The 18,711-nt window shown below is 46.2% G+C and carries 15 protein-coding genes; 5 read left to right on the plus strand and 10 right to left on the minus strand.

The annotated features are described in order from the left end of the window. Positions 1-4 precede the first annotated feature (4 nt). Positions 5-697 carry a CorA family divalent cation transporter gene (locus EE116_RS08145; protein ID WP_122873985.1) on the plus strand — a complete coding sequence of 231 codons (693 nt, stop codon included), beginning with the start codon at positions 5-7 and terminating at the stop codon, positions 695-697. A 110-nt stretch (positions 698-807) separates the two neighbouring features. Here the strand turns inward: EE116_RS08145 and EE116_RS08150 are convergent, their stop codons facing one another. The 3 genes from EE116_RS08150 to EE116_RS08160 are packed head-to-tail and all read right to left on the minus strand — an operon-like array spanning position 808 to position 5,311. Next, entirely contained in the window at positions 808-2,151 is a 1,344-nt protein-coding gene (locus EE116_RS08150) for a TolC family protein (RefSeq protein WP_122873986.1), read from the minus strand. Position 2,152: 1 nt separating this feature from the next. Beyond that, a complete protein-coding gene (locus EE116_RS08155) occupies positions 2,153-4,081 on the minus strand; it encodes a MacB family efflux pump subunit (protein ID WP_163028062.1) in 1,929 nt (642 codons plus the stop codon). Positions 4,082-4,099: 18 nt separating this feature from the next. After that, entirely contained in the window at positions 4,100-5,311 is a 1,212-nt protein-coding gene (locus EE116_RS08160; protein WP_122873988.1) for an efflux RND transporter periplasmic adaptor subunit, read from the minus strand. Positions 5,312-5,456: 145 nt separating this feature from the next. Here EE116_RS08160 and EE116_RS08165 point away from each other — a divergent pair, with 145 nt between their 5' ends. From EE116_RS08165 to EE116_RS08180, 4 genes are all read left to right on the plus strand, one after another. Further along, complete coding sequence (locus EE116_RS08165; protein ID WP_122871381.1) at positions 5,457-6,368, plus strand: AEC family transporter; 912 nt, start codon at positions 5,457-5,459, stop codon at positions 6,366-6,368. Positions 6,369-6,432: 64 nt separating this feature from the next. Continuing rightward, a complete protein-coding gene (locus EE116_RS08170) occupies positions 6,433-6,678 on the plus strand; it encodes a hypothetical protein (RefSeq protein WP_122873989.1) in 246 nt (81 codons plus the stop codon). Next, positions 6,678-7,340, plus strand: a complete 663-nt coding sequence (locus tag EE116_RS08175) for a response regulator transcription factor (protein ID WP_122873990.1) — start codon at positions 6,678-6,680, stop codon at positions 7,338-7,340. The genes EE116_RS08170 and EE116_RS08175 overlap by 1 nt, the downstream gene beginning before the upstream one ends. Beyond that, positions 7,333-8,505, plus strand: a complete 1,173-nt coding sequence (locus EE116_RS08180; RefSeq protein ID WP_122873991.1) for a sensor histidine kinase — start codon at positions 7,333-7,335, stop codon at positions 8,503-8,505. The genes EE116_RS08175 and EE116_RS08180 overlap by 8 nt, the downstream gene beginning before the upstream one ends. A 148-nt stretch (positions 8,506-8,653) precedes the next feature. On the opposite strand, the gene EE116_RS08185 is transcribed toward EE116_RS08180, so the two are convergent. From EE116_RS08185 to EE116_RS08210, 7 genes are all read right to left on the minus strand, one after another. Next, positions 8,654-9,271 carry a tetratricopeptide repeat protein gene (locus EE116_RS08185; protein WP_122873992.1) on the minus strand — a complete coding sequence of 206 codons (618 nt, stop codon included), beginning with the start codon at positions 9,269-9,271 and terminating at the stop codon, positions 8,654-8,656. Positions 9,272-9,569: 298 nt separating this feature from the next. Then, on the minus strand, positions 9,570-11,708 hold the full coding sequence (locus EE116_RS08190; RefSeq protein WP_122873993.1) for a TonB-dependent siderophore receptor: 2,139 nt from the start codon (positions 11,706-11,708) through the stop codon (positions 9,570-9,572). After that, complete coding sequence (locus EE116_RS12805; protein ID WP_241091667.1) at positions 11,705-12,139, minus strand: PepSY-associated TM helix domain-containing protein; 435 nt, start codon at positions 12,137-12,139, stop codon at positions 11,705-11,707. Before EE116_RS12805 ends, EE116_RS08190 begins: the two co-directional genes overlap by 4 nt. Then, complete coding sequence (locus EE116_RS12810) at positions 12,109-12,801, minus strand: PepSY-associated TM helix domain-containing protein (protein WP_241091668.1); 693 nt, start codon at positions 12,799-12,801, stop codon at positions 12,109-12,111. Before EE116_RS12810 ends, EE116_RS12805 begins: the two co-directional genes overlap by 31 nt. Positions 12,802-13,116: 315 nt before the next feature. Further along, a complete protein-coding gene (locus EE116_RS08200) occupies positions 13,117-16,137 on the minus strand; it encodes an efflux RND transporter permease subunit (RefSeq protein WP_122873994.1) in 3,021 nt (1,006 codons plus the stop codon). Continuing rightward, a complete protein-coding gene (locus EE116_RS08205) occupies positions 16,130-17,299 on the minus strand; it encodes an efflux RND transporter periplasmic adaptor subunit (RefSeq protein WP_122873995.1) in 1,170 nt (389 codons plus the stop codon). Before EE116_RS08205 ends, EE116_RS08200 begins: the two co-directional genes overlap by 8 nt. Continuing rightward, on the minus strand, positions 17,296-18,612 hold the full coding sequence (locus tag EE116_RS08210) for a TolC family protein (RefSeq protein ID WP_122873996.1): 1,317 nt from the start codon (positions 18,610-18,612) through the stop codon (positions 17,296-17,298). Before EE116_RS08210 ends, EE116_RS08205 begins: the two co-directional genes overlap by 4 nt. Positions 18,613-18,711: the final 99 nt, after the last annotated feature.

Raw genomic sequence — 18,711 nt, forward strand, 5'->3', positions numbered from 1 at the left:
AACCGTGAGCGAGCGCGATATCTCGGGGTACTTTTACGACGAGGAGTGCGAGTACGTCTATCTCGTCACGGACGGTAGCGAACAAAACTATAAATTTATCTTTAAAGATGACAAAATTTATGCACAGGACGGCAACCAGAGCGGCGCGGATGAGTTTATCCGCGTAGTAAAAAAGATAACGAGCGAGTTTCGCGCCAAGATCGCCGAGCACTCCGCCCAGCTTGAAAGCTACGAGAAAATCTACGCGGGCAAGAGGGATTTTACTAAATTTATCAAAAAGCACGCGGTCTTAAAATACGAAATACGCAAATTTCAAAACAAAATTTCGCACTTTTACGAGGCTCTGGCGATCTGTCAAAACGAAAGACCGGGGCTTAAAAAACAGCTCAAAAACTACGTCTACGAAGCCGGCGTGCTAAAAAATGCAGCCTGCGAAAACGCCGCTAGGATAGACGATATCTACGCGCATATACAGAGCCTAAAAAACGACAAAATCAACCGAAACATCTATATCCTGACGCTACTTTCGGCGCTATTTTTGCCGCTAAATTTTATCACGGGATTTTTCGGGATGAATACGAACGGGATGTTTTTAAACGGCTTTCAAAACGGCACGGCGATCGTCGCTGGATCTATGCTTGCACTTTTTGCGACGCTAGCGGGGCTATTTTATTTTCTAGGCAAACGGCGCGAGTAAATTTGCAAGGTCATTTGACGGCTAGCTAAATTTAACTAGCCGTCAAATTCGCCGCAAATTTAACGCACTCCAAGCCAAAACCGCAAATCAGGCGCAAGACATAATCAAATTTACTCCGCTTTTCCCGCCGCCGCTTTATAGATACCGATTTCGTCTTGCAAAATTTTATATTTTTGCGCAAGTAGGCTGGTCCAGCCTTCAAGCAGCGAATTTTGCGCCTCCAGATAGTTTTTTAGCTCGGTTTTGCCGTAGTCGTATTTGAGTTTATATATGTCGCTGATAGAGCTTAGATTTCGCAAATTTTCGTTTAAATTTCGCAAAACCGCTTCATCTTTTTGCAGGTTTTTATAGCCAGCGTCGATCTCGTTTAGCGCGGTAGTTAGCGTCTGCGCGTAGTTTAGCTTCATCGTCTCAAACTCTAGCTCGGAGATTTTTAGCTTTGATTTAAGCTTAGAGTAGTTTAAAAACGGCAAATTTATCGCGATATTTCCGCTTAAGAAATTTAGCTTAAGCCCCTCGCTCACGCTATCTCCGCTACCGCTAAGCCCTGCGCCTACCGTGATGCTTGGATAGAAGTTTTTTTCGCTAACCTTAACCCCTAAAAGCGCCTCTTTGATACGCGAAATCGCGGCTTGCAAATCAGGACGCGCACCGATAACGTAAATCGGCACGTTTAAATTTACGCCCTGCGGCTGGATATCGCTAAAATTTCCGCTCAAATTTAAATCAAACTCGGGCCTAACGTTTAGCAGATTTCTTAGCGTTTTTTCCGCCTCGTCAAGACTCTTGCTCGCGTTTAAAATTCTATTTTTAGCCGAGATTACCGAGCTTTTTATTTGCTTTAGGCTTAGCTCTTCTTCTTTGCCGAGCTCAAATTTAGCCTTTACGATAGCTTCTAGCTCTTCGTAGTTTTTTAGCGTCTTTTCGTATAGATTTATGCTCTCTTTTTGATATTTTGCTTCAAAATACGCGTCCGCGACGGAGTTAATGAGCGCGATTCTGGCGGCCTCTAGGTCGTATTTAGTCGCATTTGCCTCCCACATGGCGGAGTCTGCGGAGTTTGCGAGCTTGCGCCACAGATCGATCTCGTAGCTTAGCGAGATGCCGCTTTTATAGCTCTCGCTCCAGCTACCGCCCGTTTTTATATTTTTACCCGTTTCCGCGCCCAAATTTGCGTTAAAGCTAGGCACGAGATCAGCCTGCAAGACGCCTGCTTGAGCTAGGGCTTTATTTACCGCGATGGCTGATTTTGCCAGATCGATATTATTTTTTAGCGCAAGGCCGATTAGCTCGTTTAGGCGCGCTTCGCCGTAGCCCGTCCACCACTCGCGGTTTATTTTTATATCGGCGCTTGCGTCCTCTTTTAACAAAATTTGCTCGTAGTTTTCGTTTATCTGCGTTACAGCGCAGCCGCCGAGCAAAAAGGCGGCTAGGATTATGGAGATTTTTTTCATTTTATTCCCTTGTTAGAGCGTCGATCGGATTTAGTTTTGAGGCGCTGCGAGCCGGCATGTAGCCAAATATCACGCCTATCGCGCTAGAAACCACAAGCGCTACCACGATAGAAGTCTGCGAAAATATCATCTTGACGCCGGGCGCGAAATTTTCCGCTAGATAGCCGATGCCAAATGCTGTCCCGACGCCGATTAGTCCGCCGATGAGACACAGTAGCACCGCCTCGATCAAAAACTGCTCGAGGATATTTCCTTGACGCGCGCCGATCGCCATCCTGATGCCGATTTCCTTGGTGCGCTCGGTTACGGAGACTAGCATGATGTTCATCACGCCGATACCGCCCACTAGCAGCGAGATAAAAGCGATACAAGAGATCAGTAGCGTCATGGTTCTAGTAGTCTCCTCGATCGTTTTTTTGATCGTGTCGGAGTTTCTGGTGAAAAAGTCTTTTTTGCCGTGCTTTGCGGTTAAAATTTCAGTTAAACTCTGCTCGGCGATTTGCGCGTTTACGTTATCTTTTACCTTAACCGTGATAGATGATAGATGCCTATCGCCCGTTAGTTTGTTTATAACCGCGGTATATGTAGAAAACGTGCGCAGAGTGCTGGAGTCTGCGAACATATTGTCGTTTTTTGCCACTACGCCGATGATTTTAAAGGGGCGTTTGTTAAAAAGCACGGTCTTGCCTAACGGATCTTCGTCTGCGAAAAACTGCTCTCTAGTTGGCTGATCTATCACGATTACAGACGCCGACTCTGCGACCTCTTGGGCGGTAAATACCCGCCCGGCCTCGACCTTGTAGCCCATGACGTTTAGGCTCTCCTCGCTGCCGCCCCTAATCGTAGCCGAGGCTGATTTGTTACCGTAGGTGAGCGTGCCGCTAGCAGAGGCGTTTGGCGTGACGCTATCTAGATAGTCTTGCTTAGATAGCATTGCCGCGTCGCTAACGGTCAAATTTTTCACCCGCTCCGAGCGCATATCGCCAAAACCCTTGCCGTTTAGGATATCGATCGTGTTCGTTCCGATACCGCGGATATCCGAGAGGATCTGCTCTTGCGAGCCCTGCCCAAGCGCTACGACGCAGATAACCGAAGTGATGCCGATGATGATGCCAAGCATCGTTAGCGCCGAGCGAAGTTTGTGGCTAAGTATCGCGTTTATCGACATTTTAAAGCTCTCGATAAACTGATCTTTATAAAAGCTAAAGATATTTTTTTGCTTCGGCGACGGTTTTTCGGATGCGAAAATTTCCTCGCTTTTTACCGTATCGCTCAAAATTTTACCGTCTTTTATCTCGATGACGCGGTTTGCGTATGCGGCTATATTTGGGTCGTGCGTGACGATGATGATAGTGTGACCTTGTTTGTGCAAATTCGTTAAAATTTCCATCACCATGAGGCCGCTTTTGCTATCTAGCGCGCCAGTAGGCTCGTCTGCTAGGATGATCTCGCCGCCGTTTATGAGCGCTCTAGCGATCGAGACTCGCTGTTGCTGCCCGCCGCTAAGTTTGCTAGGCAAATTTTGCAGCTTTTTGCCAAGCCCCAAACCTTCTAAAAGCTCGCCGGCCTTTTTCTCGCGCTCTTTTTTAGAAACACCCGCATACACGCTAGGCAAAGCCACGTTTTGCAGCGTAGTTAGAGTAGATAGAAGGTTATAGCGCTGAAATATAAAGCCGAATTTTTCTCTGCGCAGACGCGCTAGCTCGTCGCCTTCAAATTTAGATATGTCGCGCTCTTCTAGCAGATACTGCCCGCCGCTTGGGTTGTCTAGGCAGCCAAGGATGTTCATGAGCGTAGATTTTCCCGAGCCGCTTTGACCGATGATAGCGATAAACTCGCCCTTTTTTATGGTTAAATTTACGTCCTTTAGCGCGTCAAATACGTTATCGCCGAGTTTAAATTTCTTGCTTAAATTTTTAAGTTCTATCAAATTTTTCAAGACGTCGCCTTAGAACTTCATTCTTCTTTTTTCTTTTTCGAGCATTTCGCTGATTTCAGCCGCCGAATTTTGCTTCGTTACGACCTCCTCGCCCTCCTCTACTCCGCTTAAAATTTGAGTTTTTAGGCTATCGATTAGTCCCGTTTGCACCTCTCTTCGCTCCGCTGTTTCTAGCCCGTTTTTGTCTCTTTTTAGCACGTAGACTACGCTTTTGCCCTCTTCATTTTTGACCGCTATTGAGGGCACTATGACGGCGTCTTTAGCGCTATCTAGGATGATGGTATTTTGCGTGGTCATACCGATCCTTAGCGTGCCATCGGCATTATCCACGATAGCCTTGGCGTAGTAGTAAATCGCCGAACTACTCGAGCTTGAGGCGGTCGAGCCGGAGCTTGTGGTAGTGGTGTATTTGCCGTTGCTTAGCGTGGTTAGGCCCGGGTCTATCGAGCTAATACGCGCGTGAAATTTACGATTCGGCTCGGAGAGTATCGAGTACTCGACCCTTGAGCCTACTTTTATCTTCGTGATGTCGCCCTCAGCGATCTCCATTTTTAGCTGAACTTTGCTTAGATCGGCGATATTTACGATGGTTGGCGTGGTTTGGTTTGAGTTTACGGTTTGCCCCTCCTCGACTTGCACGGAGACCACGACGCCGCCTTTTGGAGCGGTGATTTTAGTGTAGCCAAGATCTATCTGAGCGGTGTTTAGAGAGATTTTAGCCTGCACGATTTGCGCCTCGATCTCTTTTAGCGAAGCTTCGTTTGCGGCTAGGGTATTTTTAGCGTTTTCAAACTCCTCTTTCGAGGTTGCATTTTTGGCGAAAAGCTCTTGCTCGCGCTTAAATTTGGTCTTTGAAATCTCAAGCGCGACTTTGGCTGAATTTAACTTCGCTTCGTAAATTCCAAGCTGGGCTTTTTTGGTATCTACGTTATTTTGCTGGGTCGCCGAGTCGATTTCAGCGATCATATCGCCCGCCTTTACGACGTCGCCAAGTTTGACGTATAGTTTTTTGATCTGACCGCCGACCTGTGCGCCCACGTCGATTAGCTCGGTAGCGTAGATCTCGCCGTTGCTTTCGATACTTTTTACGAGTTCGCCGCGAACGGCTTTTGAGGTGATAAACTGATCGCCTTGCGGGACGTTAAAATTTTTATCGTAAAAATAGTAACCAACCCCTGCCAGCACGGCTAAAACTGCGATAAATTTGATAAGTTTTTTCATTATTTCTCGCTTTTTTAAATTTAACGCGAGATTATATACAAAAATGCGTTAAGGCGATGTTAAGTAATTCAATTAAATTTTATTTTTCTTTAATGCGAGCCGCCGTATAATCGGTTTTTTAAAATTTATAACTCGGATTATGCAAATGTTTACGCAATTATTATCCATTTTTATCATTATCGCTTCGGGCTACGGGGCGAAAAAATTTAAAGTCTTCGAGCAAAAAAACGCCTCCGTATTCATAAACTACGCGCTTTGCTTCGCGCTTCCGGCGCTGATTTTCGACAAAATTTACCACGTAAACATCGACACTACGCTTATCAACGTCATCGCCACGGGCTTTGCTTGTTCGATGCTGGGCGCTGCGGCGATATTTTTGGCGTGCAGATTTTTAAAATTTAACAAAGCCACGACCGTGAGCGCCGTACTGCTTGGGATGTTCGGAAATACCGTATTTATGGGTATGCCTATCATCAAAGGCTTTTTCGGCGAGGACGCGATGAACGAAGTTATCTTTTACGATCAGTTAGCCACCTCGATCCCGATTAGCATTTTTGGGCCTTTTATCCTGGCTTTCGGCGCTCCGGCAAAGGTTTCGCTCGTGCAAAACGTGATGAAAGTAGTCAAATTTCCTCCTTTCGTCGCGCTCATCTTAGGCTTTTTGCTTCGCGGCGTTCCGCTTCCAAAGGTGCTATTTGACGCACTTACGCTTTTTGCGCAAAGCGTCGTTCCGGTAGCTCTTTTTGCGATCGGCATCGGACTTGGATTTCGCAGTATCAAGAGCTGCTATAAATCAACTGCAGTGGTAATCGCAGGCAAGATGTTGCTAGCGCCTTTTATTTTTATATTAGTCACGATAGTTTTTAGCGTAAATTTCGGTCAAATTTGGATGATAGGCATCCTGCAGTGCGCCATGCCGCCGATGGTGCTAGCAAGCGCGATGATCATGAAGGCAGAGCTTGATAGCCAGCTAGCAGTCGCCGCCGTGGCCGTGGGAGTGGCGTTTAGCTTTATTAGCCTGCCGCTTTTATCATACGTTTTTAGTTTGATGGCTTAAATTTCACGCTCGTTTCACGTTTCTTGGCTAAACTTCCATCATAAATTTTCTTAAAGGAGATGCTATGAAAAAGTTAGCTTTAGTTGCGCTTAGCGCGTTGTTTGTTACAGGTTCTATCTTTGCCGCCGAGATGAAAGGCGATATGATGGAGAAAAAAGATACCATGATGGAAAAGAAGGACGCCATGATGGAGAAAAAAGACGATATGATGATAAAAAAGGACGAAATGAAGGGCGACATGAAAGAGATGAAAGACGATATGAGTAAAAAGAAAGATGACATGAAGGATATGAAAAAGGATAAGATGTAATGACGCAAATTTTGCTCGTAGAGGACGATGAGACGCTAAGCGAACTCATCAGCGAGTATCTGAGCGAACAAGGCTACGACGTGACCGTTCGCGCCGATGCTAAAGCAGCTCTAGATACCGCCTACGAGCGAAATTTTGATATCCTCATCCTCGACGTCAAGCTACCTAAAGGCGACGGTTTCTCCCTTTTGCGCGAACTTAGGCGGCTTGGCGACGACACGCCTGCGATCTTTACCACCTCGCTAAACGCGCTGCAAGACCTAGAGATCGGCTACAAAAGCGGCTGCGACGACTACCTTAAAAAGCCGTACGAGCTAAAAGAGCTTTTGCTTCGTATTCAAATTTTAATCAAGCGCAAATTTTCTCACGTAAATGACGAATTTATCGAGCTTAACGACGGATATAAATTTTATCCAAGCTCCAAAACGCTCCGGCAAAACGGGCAAATCGTAAACCTCTCAAACAAAGAAAGCGAGCTTTTGGCGTTATTTTTGGAAAATAAAAACGCACTGCTGAGCAAGGAGACGATATTTGATAAAATTTGGAACTACGACGAGGAACCCAGCGAGCTGAGCCTACGGGTTTACGTTAAAAACTTACGCCGCATTTTAGGCAAGGACGCGATCATAAATAGGCGCGGCGACGGCTATATCTATGTCTGAGCGCTCCGCCGTTATAGCTAAAATCCTCTCGCTTTATCTCATCACTAGCACCCTATTTTTGGGGTATTTTTTTACGAACGACTATAAAATGAAAAAAGAAGCCCTCGTCTCAAACGAGGTAAAAAACCTAAAAGAGATCAAGATGGGTATCTACATGAAAGCGCGCATGTACGGGCTTGGCGCAGTAAAAAGCTTTACCGCCGAAAAAGACGTCAAAGCCTGCATCGTAGCTAAAAGCGGTCAAATTTTATACGGCGAGGCGGGCTGCGCTAAATTTGACGCAGCCCAAAGCAGCGCGGTCGCGGCAGACGGCAAGATAGCGATATTTGAGGCGCTACAAAACATGGACGAAGGCGGCGCGGACGAGCTATCGACGGCAAAAATCGCGCTAAGCAGTAAGGACGTCACAAGCGAGCTAAATTTGCTACGGCTGCGTACGGCGCTAAATTTGCTTATCGTTTTAGGCGTTATCATGATAATCGCCTTTTATCTAGCAAAGACCGCGCTAGCGCCGCTACACGCCAAGATCGCCGCGCTAAATCGCTTTATAAAAGACTCTACTCACGAGATAAACGCGCCCCTTAGCGTCATACTTATGAGCATCGAAACGGCAGATAAAAGTAGCCTAAGCCAGAGAAATCTAAAACGCCTAAATAACATCCAAACCGCTGCCAAAACGCTAAGCCGTACCTATGAGGACCTTACGTATTTATCCTTTGGCGCCTCAAGCTCCGCACCAAAAGAGGAGCTAAATTTTAGAGATATTTTAAACGAGCGACTCGAATTTTTTGCTCCGTTTTTTGCTAAACGAGGGCTTGATTTAAGGCTAAATTTAAAAGACGCTCTCATAAATGCAAATGGCTATGAGCTAAAACGTGCGGTGGATAACCTACTAAGCAACGCCGTAAAATACGCAAACCAAGGCGGCTACGTCGTGGTTAGTTTGCAAGACGGCGAGCTAAAAATCTCAAATAGCGGCGAGGGGCTAAGCAAAGAGCAACAAGATAAAATTTTCGAGCGATACACACGGTTTAATAAAGACCAAGGCGGCTTTGGCATCGGGCTAAATTTAGTCAAAAGAGCCTGCGAAAACAACGCCATATCCGTAGCCTGCGAAAGCGAACCTGGCAAAGAAACAACCTTTACGCTTAGGTGGAAGTCTTAAATTTAGATTTTGCGTCATAAAAGCGGCGGTACTTTTCTCCAAACTGGCAAATTTGGCTCAAATCACAAACACTCTCAGTCAAATTTTGATTAGGATAGTTGTAGAATCGTCAAATTTGGCGGTAAAATCAAGAAAGTGTAAATAAATTTTACTCGTCTCCAATAAGCGAAAGGTTCCTGCATCCTATCTCATCGCCCATCTCGCAACCCATTTCGTAAAATTTTTTTGCGGTTTTAGAATCGGCGGTTTTGACGCCTAGCGAAAACTGATACATACCGCCGAGATTTGAACAGCTTTGAGCATGATTTAGTTTTAGGCACGACTTCTCATAAAGCTTGCGCGCTGCGGCAAAATCATGCTCCGTACCGCGTCCGAGGCGGTAGAAGTTAGCCGCATTGTAGCAACCGTATTTGTTGCCGAGCGTGCAGGACTTTGCAAATATCGTCAAGATCTCGCTCTCCTCTTTGCTTTTTAGCTTTTGGTGCAGCGAACCTAGATTTGAACAGGCGATACCCTCGTTATCGTCGCAGGCTTTTTGATAGCAGAGTTTTGCACGCTCGTAGTCTTTACTGTTTTCAAATTTTACGCCCGTATCGTTGCACTCTTTTGGGGTTTTGCCGTCGCAGATGTTTTTTATTTCAGACTGCGCAACGGGCTTTGGCGGTGCTGGGGTTGCCTTTTTCGGCGCGGCGCAACCACTAGCAAACGCCGCAACCAGCGCAAAAACGGCAATGTGCGAGATAGCTTGAAAAAAAGCGCGTTTCAAAATTTAGCCTTAAGAAAATTTTGCCTTAATCTTACCTTACGCTCGCCAAAATAACGCTTAAAATAAACTTTAAAATCCTTGGCAGTAACCAAACGGAGCCAAATTTGTAACAAATTTATCGCTCGTTAAAAGGACATTTTTAGCGTATTAAGGCGAATTTACCCATAGTTTTATATCTAAATTCGGCGCCTATCATAACTCGTAAATTTATGGGTTTAATACCGACAAAAAGCGCCGAATTTATAATCTGGATAACCGCATTAGCAAACCAAGCTACGTGGCAAAAAATCTAAAGGGCTTAAAAACTATACGTAAAACCTAGATTAAACGTTCGCGGATCGCCGTAAACCATCCTGTTGTTTCCGATGCCCTCGAAGTATTTTTTATTAAATACGTTGTCGATATTTAGCTGGATGTCGAAATTTTTACTTATCTTGTAACCAAACATCAAATTTGCCAGCGTGTAGGCCTTTTGCGTGATTTCATTTGCGCCGCTACCGACGTAAATTTTACTTTTATACTGCACTCCCGCACCCGCTCTAAAGTCCGCTATAGTGTATTTAGCAAACAGATTTGCCGTAGTGCGCGAGCTTTCGGTGTCAAATTTCTTACCGTCTGCGTCATTGGCGTTAAAGTGAGTAAGCCCAAGACCTAGGCTTAAATTTTGATTTATCTCGCCGTTTACGTCCACTTCAAAGCCCTTACTCGTTACGCCTTTTTTAGCTTCATACGCGTCGGTCGTAGTGCCTGGGATCTTTTGTCCGGTTTTTGCGCCTAGTTTATCTTGCACGACCTTAAATACGCCAAAAGAGGCCGAAAGCGCTCCGTCAAAATAATCGCCCTTTATGCCCAGCTCATAGTCCTTGCCTTGGATCGGATCTAGATATTTGCCTTCTATATCCTTTACGGTTTGAGGTTTAAAGATACTCGTGTAGCTAGCATAAAGAGTGTGATTTTCGCCGATATCATACGTGATGCCTAGATACGGAGTGATTTCTTGCGTAAAGTTTCTATTGCCGTTGCCGCCTGTTATGCGGTACTTATAGTAGCTCATCCTAGCTCCCAGCAAAAACTTCAGCTCGTCCGTGATTGAAAATTTATTAGCCAAATATACGGCCTTTTGCACCGTCTTATCGGCGTTGTTTTGATCGGCGTAAGGTAGATTTGGATCGTCTAGGTGCAGGTTTTTAAAGTCTATCCTAGTACGCGCCGCATAGGCTAAGCCCGCCGGAGTCGTGCGGCTATTCCAGTAGCTACTGACGCTATCGGAGCTTTTTTTATAGTTGTTATACATAGCGCCGAAAACAGCCTCGTGAGACAAGTCAAACGCTTCGTACGGCACGTTTACGTAGGCGTCTATGTTATGGATATTTTCTTCGCGTTTGTTTGCATAGACGCTAAGTCCGCTAACATCGCCCGTACCGTCTAAATTTACCTTGCCGCCGTAGTAGAGTAGATTTGAGTCCGTATTTGCGCGGCGGAAGGAGTAGGAGAGATTTAGGCTGGCTTCGTTTTCAAAATAGTGCCTAAAATCGGCATAAACGTCAAAAGTCTTGATATCCCACCTAGTCCAAGGCTGAGAGAAAATTTCATTTTTGCTAAACTCGCGCCTAGCGTCGTTTTTGTAAAATGCCGGCATTCCTCCCCAGCGTATGCCGTGGCGCTTTAGCTCCTGATAAAAAGCGCCTAGGCTTAGCCACGAGCTATCCATGATATCCGCATCAACAACGCCGTAGATAGCGGTGTTTTTACGGTTATAGTAGTCCATATACGAATGCGACTTTTCATGCATAAACGACGCTCTAGCCCGCACGCTGCCGTCAGCAGTCACGGGTGTTTGCACGTCGCCCGATACGCCGTATCTATCGTACGAGCCCGCGCTTAGTTTGAAATTTCCCGTAAATTCTTTAGAATTTGCTCTTTTTCGGATAAAATTTAAACTAGCCGCCGGATTGCCTGCACCCGCTAGCAGGCCGTTTGCGCCCTTTACGACTTCGACGCGTTCATATGGTAGCAAGCTCATATCGTTTGCGCCTAGGCTAAATCCGCCAAAGCTTGGCATCGAATCAAGCAAATAATAATCTATCTTAAAGCCTCTTGCTGTAGGATATACGCGCTCGTCCCACTTGCTAAGCGTGACGCCCGGGATATTTCTCAAAAGCACCTGATAGTCGTTGATGTTTTGATCCTTTAGTCTAGCCTCGGTGATGACGGTTAGCGACTGGGGCGTTTGGCGCGAGGTGAGGTCTAGCCTTGTGGTGCTTTTTACAAGCTCTTTAGCATTGTATTTTACGTCGTCGCGCCTTTGCTCGCTCGTTACCTCCACGGCATCAAGCGTCTCTTTGCCGGCTGCGTTCTCGCCGTTTTGAGCAGCTAAAATTTGAACGGACGCGAGCAAATTTATAGCCGCAACCGAAAGCAAAATTTTATTTCTCATCTTTTTCTCCTTTTAAAATTTGATCTTTTTATCCATAAATAAATGCCCGAAACGCTAAGCGCTAACGGTGCCAAGCCGCATAAAAACCAGAAAAATTTAGTCGCGGCGTTATAATCGCCGTAGTGAGCTCGCCTAAACGTCGATAAAAATTTATCCGTTTTGCTTGCTAGCTCGATATCTTTTACATCGATTAAATTTGCGCTGTTTTTATCGTAAGAAACGGTGCTTGAGTACTGGCTATGAAGGAAACCTTGACTCGGTTTTTGCCCGTAGAGCGTGATATTTGCGCCATCATAAAACGGAAAACTAACGTAGTGCGTCTCAAATCCGGGCATATCCGAGGGCGCTCTTTGCACGAGAGCGTCGATAGAGATATTTTTATCGTAAATTTGCGGACCGATTACGAATTTAGAATTATCAAAAGGCGGCATAAACATAAACCTAAGCTCCCACCAGGCCCGCTAAGCGCGACTGCAAAGATAACGGGCGTAGAAAAAACGCCGATAAATTTGTGCGAATCGCTCATAAAAACCGCCATTCTCGCAAACCGAAGGCGCAGTAAATTCGTCCAAAAATTTCGGTAAACGATAAAGCCGCTGATCGAAATAATAAAAGCAAAAATCGCCGTTAGCCCAAGCAAAATTTGACCGCTTTTTTCAAGAAGCAAATTTTCGTGAAGCTCGGTTATAACGCCGATAAATCCGCTATCATGCGGCACGAGGTCGCTTTTTATCTCTCCGCTAAAAGCGTCCAGATACACGCACGCCCACTCTTTTTCGCCCACTCCGTGCTTTAACAGCCAAATTTTGTCCGTTTTTTGGGGATCTGCGTCGATATTCCAGCCTACGATCTCGTGATGCGGATACTCTTTTTCTATTTTTTCTCTTAGTTCGTCAAATTTTAATCTACTTTTTTGCTCGTTTTCGTCGCTATTTTTTGCGACATATATGACGCCAGGCATTAATAAATTATTTATCTCATCTTTATAAACCAAAACCGAACCGGTAAAACAAGTGACAACTAAAGGAATGCAAAATATCAGCGAAATATAGGTATGAATTTTATACATCGTCTTTTTGTCAAATATATTCACGTTTAAAATTTGCCCTTTTAAAATTTACTCTAAATCGGCGCGGATTTTAGCATTTTAAAAATTAATAATTTCTAAAACCATTATCAAATAAATAAGGAATCTATATTTTGCGTTAAATATTTAAAAACAGGGTTTAGCAGAGGCAGACGAATGAAAAACGACAAATTTGTTACGTTAAATTACGGAAATCAATTTAATGTGGTCTCAAAGCAAAATCAGCTTTTTAGTTTAAACAAAATTTGCGCCCAACGGTAGAGCAAACGTCAAGCGCAAATTTGATGCAGGTCTCGCCTAAAGCAAGCTTAAATTTAAGCCCTAAATTTCCTCTCTTTTATAAATTTTACTCACAAATTTATCTATCTTATACACCGCGCCAAAGAGTGCCGGCACCACAAGTAGCGTTAGCAGCGTCGAGCTAATAAGCCCCGAGATCACCGAGATCGCCATCGGGGAGTTGCCCTCGTATCCCGCACCCCTGCTAAGCGCTAGCGGCAGCATCGCAAATATCATCGCAAAAGTAGTCATCAGTATCGCTCGTAGCCTCTTAACTCCCGCGCGCACGATGGCTTCGTTTAGCTCCACGCCCTCGTTTGCGTAGCGGTTGGCGAAATCCACGACCAAAATCGCGTTTTTACCCACCATACCAAAAAGCAATATCGCGCCGACCATGACAAACAAGCTAAAGGAGTTACCACTAAGATACAGCCCGACCGCCACGCCGCCAAAGGCAAGCGGCATCGAGATCATGATGATGAGCGGCAAAATAAAACTCTCGTAAAGAGCGGCTAGGATCATATAGATGAGCACGACGCTAAGGCTGATCGTAAAGACAAAGGCCGCGTTCGTGTCGTTCATCATCTCGATAAAGCCCGTCATCACGTAGTCGTAGCCTGCGGGCAAAATTTGACCGATATTTTCGTCGATACCCTTTTGCACGGCACCCAGCGGGACGTTATCCACGTTTGCGACTATCCTGATCTGACGCTGTTTGTTAAAGCGGTTTATCACGGAAAAGGTCTTGCTCGTCTTAAACTCCGCCACCGCGCTTAGGCTTATGCTCTCGCCGTGGGCGTTTTTGATCTTTAGTTTTTGCAGCGCCTGCGCGTCCTTGCGGTACTCGTCGTCAAATCTCAGTATCATATCGTACTGCGCGTCGCCGTTATCAAAACTACCAAGCCTATTTTGCCCAAAGGACGCGTATATCACCTGCGCGACCGCGCTAGGATCGACGCTTAGGCGTTTGGCTTTGTCTTTATTTACGCTGATTTGTAGCTCGTTTATCTTGTCCTCGTTATCGCTGCCCACGTCCGTCGTGCCCTCTATCGCGCGCACCATGGCTATGGCTTTTGGCAGGATTTCGTCTAGCTTTTCTAGGCTATCGCCCGTGATCGTTAGCTGTACGGGCTCGCTGTCGCTGCCTGTATCGACGTATGGTATCTGCAGAACTTTTACCGAGAGGTCGTCAAATTTAAGCTTTTTTCTATACTCGTCCATTATCTGCGTTTGGCGCTCTTTTCGCGACTCAAAGCCCTTTAAGCGGACGTAAATTTTAGCCTTGTACGCGTCCTTTGAGTCCGTGTAGCCAGCGATCATATACGAATACTCGACGCGCGGATCGCTATCTACCTCGCGCACGACCTCGCTAGCTCTCGCGCTCATAGCTTCGACCGAGATACCCGGGCTTGCTTTTAAAAATATCTCAAACTGCCCCTCATCCTCGACGGGCAAAAAGTCCATGCCAACCTTACCGGCTAGGCTCATACAAAGGGCCAGCACGCCCAAAGTGAGTATAACAAACGCAGTTTTAAACCTCAAAATAAGCTTCAAAAGCCGCTCATAACCGCTCTCGAGCGCCTCAAAGAATGGCTCCGTCACGCGGTAAAATTTACTCTCGCCCTTGCCTAAAAATCTCGCCGCAAGGCTAGGTATCAGCATAATGCAAACCAAAAACGACACCACGATACCGCCGCTCACGCTCATACCGAAGGAGTTAAAATACTGCCCGATGATGCCCTCCATAAAAGCAATCGGCACAAACACGCAAAGCAGCACCGCGCTAATGCTAAGCACGCTAAATGCGATCTCGCGTACGCCCTCAAAGCTAGCTTTTAGCGGGTTGCTCTCGCCTTCTTGCATCTTTTTGGAGATATTTTCCACGACCACGATCGCATCGTCGATAAATATACCTATACCAAGCGTGAGAGCCAGCAGCGTGAGGCGGTTTAGATCAAAGCCCAAAACGTCGATGATAAAAAACGTCCCCACGATACTAGCCGGGATCGCAAGAGCGGCGATGATAGTCGCGCTAAAGCTTCGCAAAAAGAAAAAGACGATGACGACCGTGAGCGCGACGCCTAGCATCATGTCAAATTTGACCTGATTTATGTGCTTTAGGATGCTTTCGCTCTTTTCATAAACCCTCTCCACTTCGTAGTTTGCGCCTAGTCTCGCCGCTAGTTCGTCCGTTTTAGCCTTAAGCGCGTTTACCGTCTCGATAGTGTTTGCGCCGCTTACTTTTATAGCGTCGAGCAGCACTCCGCGCTTGCCGTTATACATCGCTACGGCGTCGGTGTCGTGATGAGATAGCTCCACACGCGCGACGTCTTTTAAAAACACGTCCTTTTGCAGGCGAATTTCCTCTAGCTCCTGAACGCTTTTAGCGTCAAATTCGCTCTTTAAAAATATCTCAAATTCGCTGTTTTCGAGCTTTCCTAAAGGCGCTTTTAAATTTTGCGATTTAATTATATTTATGACCGAGGCTGCGGTTAGAGCGTATTTATCGAGCTTAAACGGATCTAGGTAAATTTTAATCTCAGGCTCCAAAAAGCCCTTGTCATCGACCTTGCCTACGCCTTTTACGCGCTGCAAAAACGGCTTTGCTTCGTCTTTTACCGTTTGCATGAGCGCGGTTAAATTTTCGTCCTTGCGGCTAACGAAAAAGCTCGCCACCTTGCCGCTATCGCTACTAATTTTCTCTATCTCGGGCTGGACGTCCAGCTTTGCCTTTGCAACCTTGTCGCGCACGTCGTTCGCGGCGACGTCGATGTTTTTCTTGAGATTAAACTCAATCAAAACGATGCTGAGGTTGTTAAATGTATACGACCTGATCTTTTTGATACCGTCTATCGTAGAGACCTCGTCCTCGATCTTTTTAGTGACCCTGCTCTCGATGAGGCTCATGTCGCCGGGCGCATAGGTCGTGATCTTAACCAGCGGGATGACGACCTCGGGGAAGAGATTTACCGGCATCTTAAGAAGCGACATCGCGCCGAAAAATACGAGCGCGACGAAAAACATCAGCGTCGTAATCGGGCGATTTATGGCTAGCTTATACATTTCGCGCCTTCGCTAAAACGGGCCTTTGCGGCGAATTTACCCGTCCGCTCTGCTCCGCAAAAAGCGCTTGGCATTTATCGGCGAGTAAAATTTGCGCCACGCCAAATTCCGCGTTTAAATTTGTGCCGCTTTGTTTATGCGACAAATTTAACGCGCCCGCCAAATTTGCATTTTTCGCGGCGAACTCAAATTTAACGCCGCAATCCAAATTTGAGTTTAAATTTATCTCGCTTTTCGTTTGCGCCCTCAAATTTAAAAACCTAGCCGCGTCAAGGCTGACTTTTTTATCGTCAAATTTCGCGCCAGCAGCGGCATGACCGCCGCTTTTCAAACCTTCAAATTTAAGCCCAAATGTTTTATTTTCGTCCTTGTTTTTAGGCTCGGCGGCATTTTTATCGCTCGTTGCATCCCCGTCTTGAGCGCTAGAGACGATATACCCCTCGCCAAAAAGCCCCGGCGTCAAATTTTGCACCTGCACTTCGGCGTAAATTTTGCCGTTTTTCGTATCGATAGTCGGGTAGATGAGGCTGATCTCGCCGCGTCTTTCCTCGATTTGGCCGTCTAGTTTATAGATAAATTCGCTACCGATTTTCACGCGGTCTTTAAATTTCTCATCAAAGCTGAGCTTGAGCTTGACGTCCGGATAGGAAAAAATCGACATCAGCTTTTGCGCTACGCCGCCGACACCCTCGCCGACCTCGATGCTCTTGCCTGAGATCGTCCCGTCAAAAGGTGCTAGTAGTCGCGTGTCTTCTAGCCGCTTTTGCGCCAAATTTAACGCCAGATGAGCTCTGTTTTCGGCTAGCGCAGCGTTTTTAAAATCAAATTCCGCATTTTCAAAAGCCTGCTTCGAGCTCACGCTTTGAACGAGCTTAAATTTATCTAGCACGCTTTTTGCGTGGGCTTTTGCCGTCTGCGCGCTTTCTAGGTCGTTTTGCGCGAGCTTTACGGCTAGCTTTTCGCTCTCGTTTTCAAGCTCTAGTAGCACGTCGCCGCGCTTTACCTCGGAGCCGATTTCTACGTTTACGGTCTTTACGATACCGACGGCTTTTAGCGCGAGCTGCGCGTCTTTTGCCGCTGCGACGTCAAAGCTCGCGTAAATTTTATCCTGCGCGCAAAGCGCAACCGCCGCGCTCAGTAAAAAAAGTAAAATTTTATTCATTTGCGCTCCGTTTTTTCGATATTTTCGGCGATCTTGCCGCCGCGTTCATACAGATACTCCGCCTTTTTGATCTCAAATTTACTCTTGCTTAGCTCCAGCGCGCTGCCTGCGCTAAAGCTCTGCGCGGTCGCGTTTAAAAACTCGACGTACCCAAGCAGTCCAGCCTCGTACTTTTTGCTGACGGCTTTTAGCGAGGTTTGCGCCGAATTTACCGCGCTTTCGCCCGCGGCTATCTTTTGCTCGAGCGTCTTTAGGTCGTTTTTGATATTCGTCAAATTTAGCTCGTTTTGCAAGCGCTTTTGATCCAGATTTAACTTCGCTTGCAGCGCGCTAATGCGCTTTATCTCGCGCCGCTTTTTGTTTGCGCCAAAATCAAACGCCTTCCAGCTAAAGCCCAAAATCAGCTCGTTTGTATTTAAATTTGGCTTAAAAAAGTCGTCAAAATACGGCTCCAGCACGCTTCGATACTGCGCGGGCAGCAAGTTTCTATCGTAATGCGTGCGCATAAAGGTGTAGGTGTTTTTGATGAAAATTTGCGGGTTAGTCTCGGACGCGGTTATCTTTTCGTCCTCAAGAGCCGCGGCGAAATTTAGACTAAGCGCCTCAAGCTCGGGCTTTTCGCTTTTTTGCGGCGCGGAGTCGTCGTCTGCAAACGCGATCCTAGAGCCCGCCACAGGCTCGATATCTCTGCCCGTTAGCGCATAAATTTGATTTTTTATCTCATTTTGATTTTGCGAGATCTCGAGGCGTTCGGCGAGCGCCATGGCGTATCTAGCATTTATCGCTTCATACTCGCTCTCGTCGCTAAGCCCCGCGCGGTAGTATTTTTCCAGCCTATTTAGCGCGTTTTTTAGATAGTTTATCTCGCCCTCTTTTGCCAGCGCGAGCTCGCTCAGCGACAAAAAGCCAAAATAAAGCTTAGTTGCGTTAAACGCAAGCAGGTTTTGATACTCCTCGTTTTTTAAAATTTCAGCCGCGCTAATGTGCGAAAGCGAGCTTAGCAGGGCTTCTCTTTTACCGCCGTCATAAACGGCAAGCTCCAAAATCGCTCTTGCCGTGGCGGCTCTTTGCGGGCGCAGGACGTTTATGTCGCCGCTTAAAAAGCTGTATCCGCCGTCAACCGTGAGACTTGGCATATATGCACTTTTTACGGCGTCTTTTTGCAGCTGCGCTTTTTGCGGTTCGTAGTTTGAGATTTGAGCTAAATTTGAGCTCTGAGCGGCCAAAATCAGCTCGGGCAAATTCCCTTCAAATTTAACCTCCGAACCGATTAAAAAAACGCAAAAACTCAAAAATATATAAATTTTTTTCATCTAAACCCTTTCCTATTAGCTCTGGGCGGCGCGGGCTAAATCTGAGCGGGTTTGCGCCGTCTGAAATCTGGCGCCGTAGGTAAAATAAAATGGAAATTT

Origin of the sequence: Campylobacter showae (assembly GCF_900573985.1) — a bacterium.
Taxonomy (GTDB): Bacteria; Campylobacterota; Campylobacteria; order Campylobacterales; family Campylobacteraceae; genus Campylobacter_A; species Campylobacter_A showae_E.

Bases quoted from the DNA above. Each gene is read 5' to 3' on its own strand.
- EE116_RS08160 (WP_122873988.1), bottom strand. From the start codon at position 5,311: ATGAAAAAACTTATCAAATTTATCGCAGTTTTAGCCGTGCTGGCAGGG.
- EE116_RS08170 (WP_122873989.1), top strand. From the start codon at position 6,433: ATGAAAAAGTTAGCTTTAGTTGCGCTTAGCGCGTTGTTTGTTACAGGT.
- EE116_RS08175 (WP_122873990.1), top strand. From the start codon at position 6,678: ATGACGCAAATTTTGCTCGTAGAGGACGATGAGACGCTAAGCGAACTC.
- EE116_RS08200 (WP_122873994.1), bottom strand. From the start codon at position 16,137: ATGTATAAGCTAGCCATAAATCGCCCGATTACGACGCTGATGTTTTTC.
- EE116_RS08205 (WP_122873995.1), bottom strand. From the start codon at position 17,299: ATGAATAAAATTTTACTTTTTTTACTGAGCGCGGCGGTTGCGCTTTGC.
- EE116_RS08210 (WP_122873996.1), bottom strand. From the start codon at position 18,612: ATGAAAAAAATTTATATATTTTTGAGTTTTTGCGTTTTTTTAATCGGT.
- EE116_RS08150 (WP_122873986.1), bottom strand. From the start codon at position 2,151: ATGAAAAAAATCTCCATAATCCTAGCCGCCTTTTTGCTCGGCGGCTGC.
- EE116_RS08180 (WP_122873991.1), top strand. From the start codon at position 7,333: ATGTCTGAGCGCTCCGCCGTTATAGCTAAAATCCTCTCGCTTTATCTC.
- EE116_RS12805 (WP_241091667.1), bottom strand. From the start codon at position 12,139: ATGCCGCCTTTTGATAATTCTAAATTCGTAATCGGTCCGCAAATTTAC.
- EE116_RS08190 (WP_122873993.1), bottom strand. From the start codon at position 11,708: ATGAGAAATAAAATTTTGCTTTCGGTTGCGGCTATAAATTTGCTCGCG.
- EE116_RS08165 (WP_122871381.1), top strand. From the start codon at position 5,457: ATGTTTACGCAATTATTATCCATTTTTATCATTATCGCTTCGGGCTAC.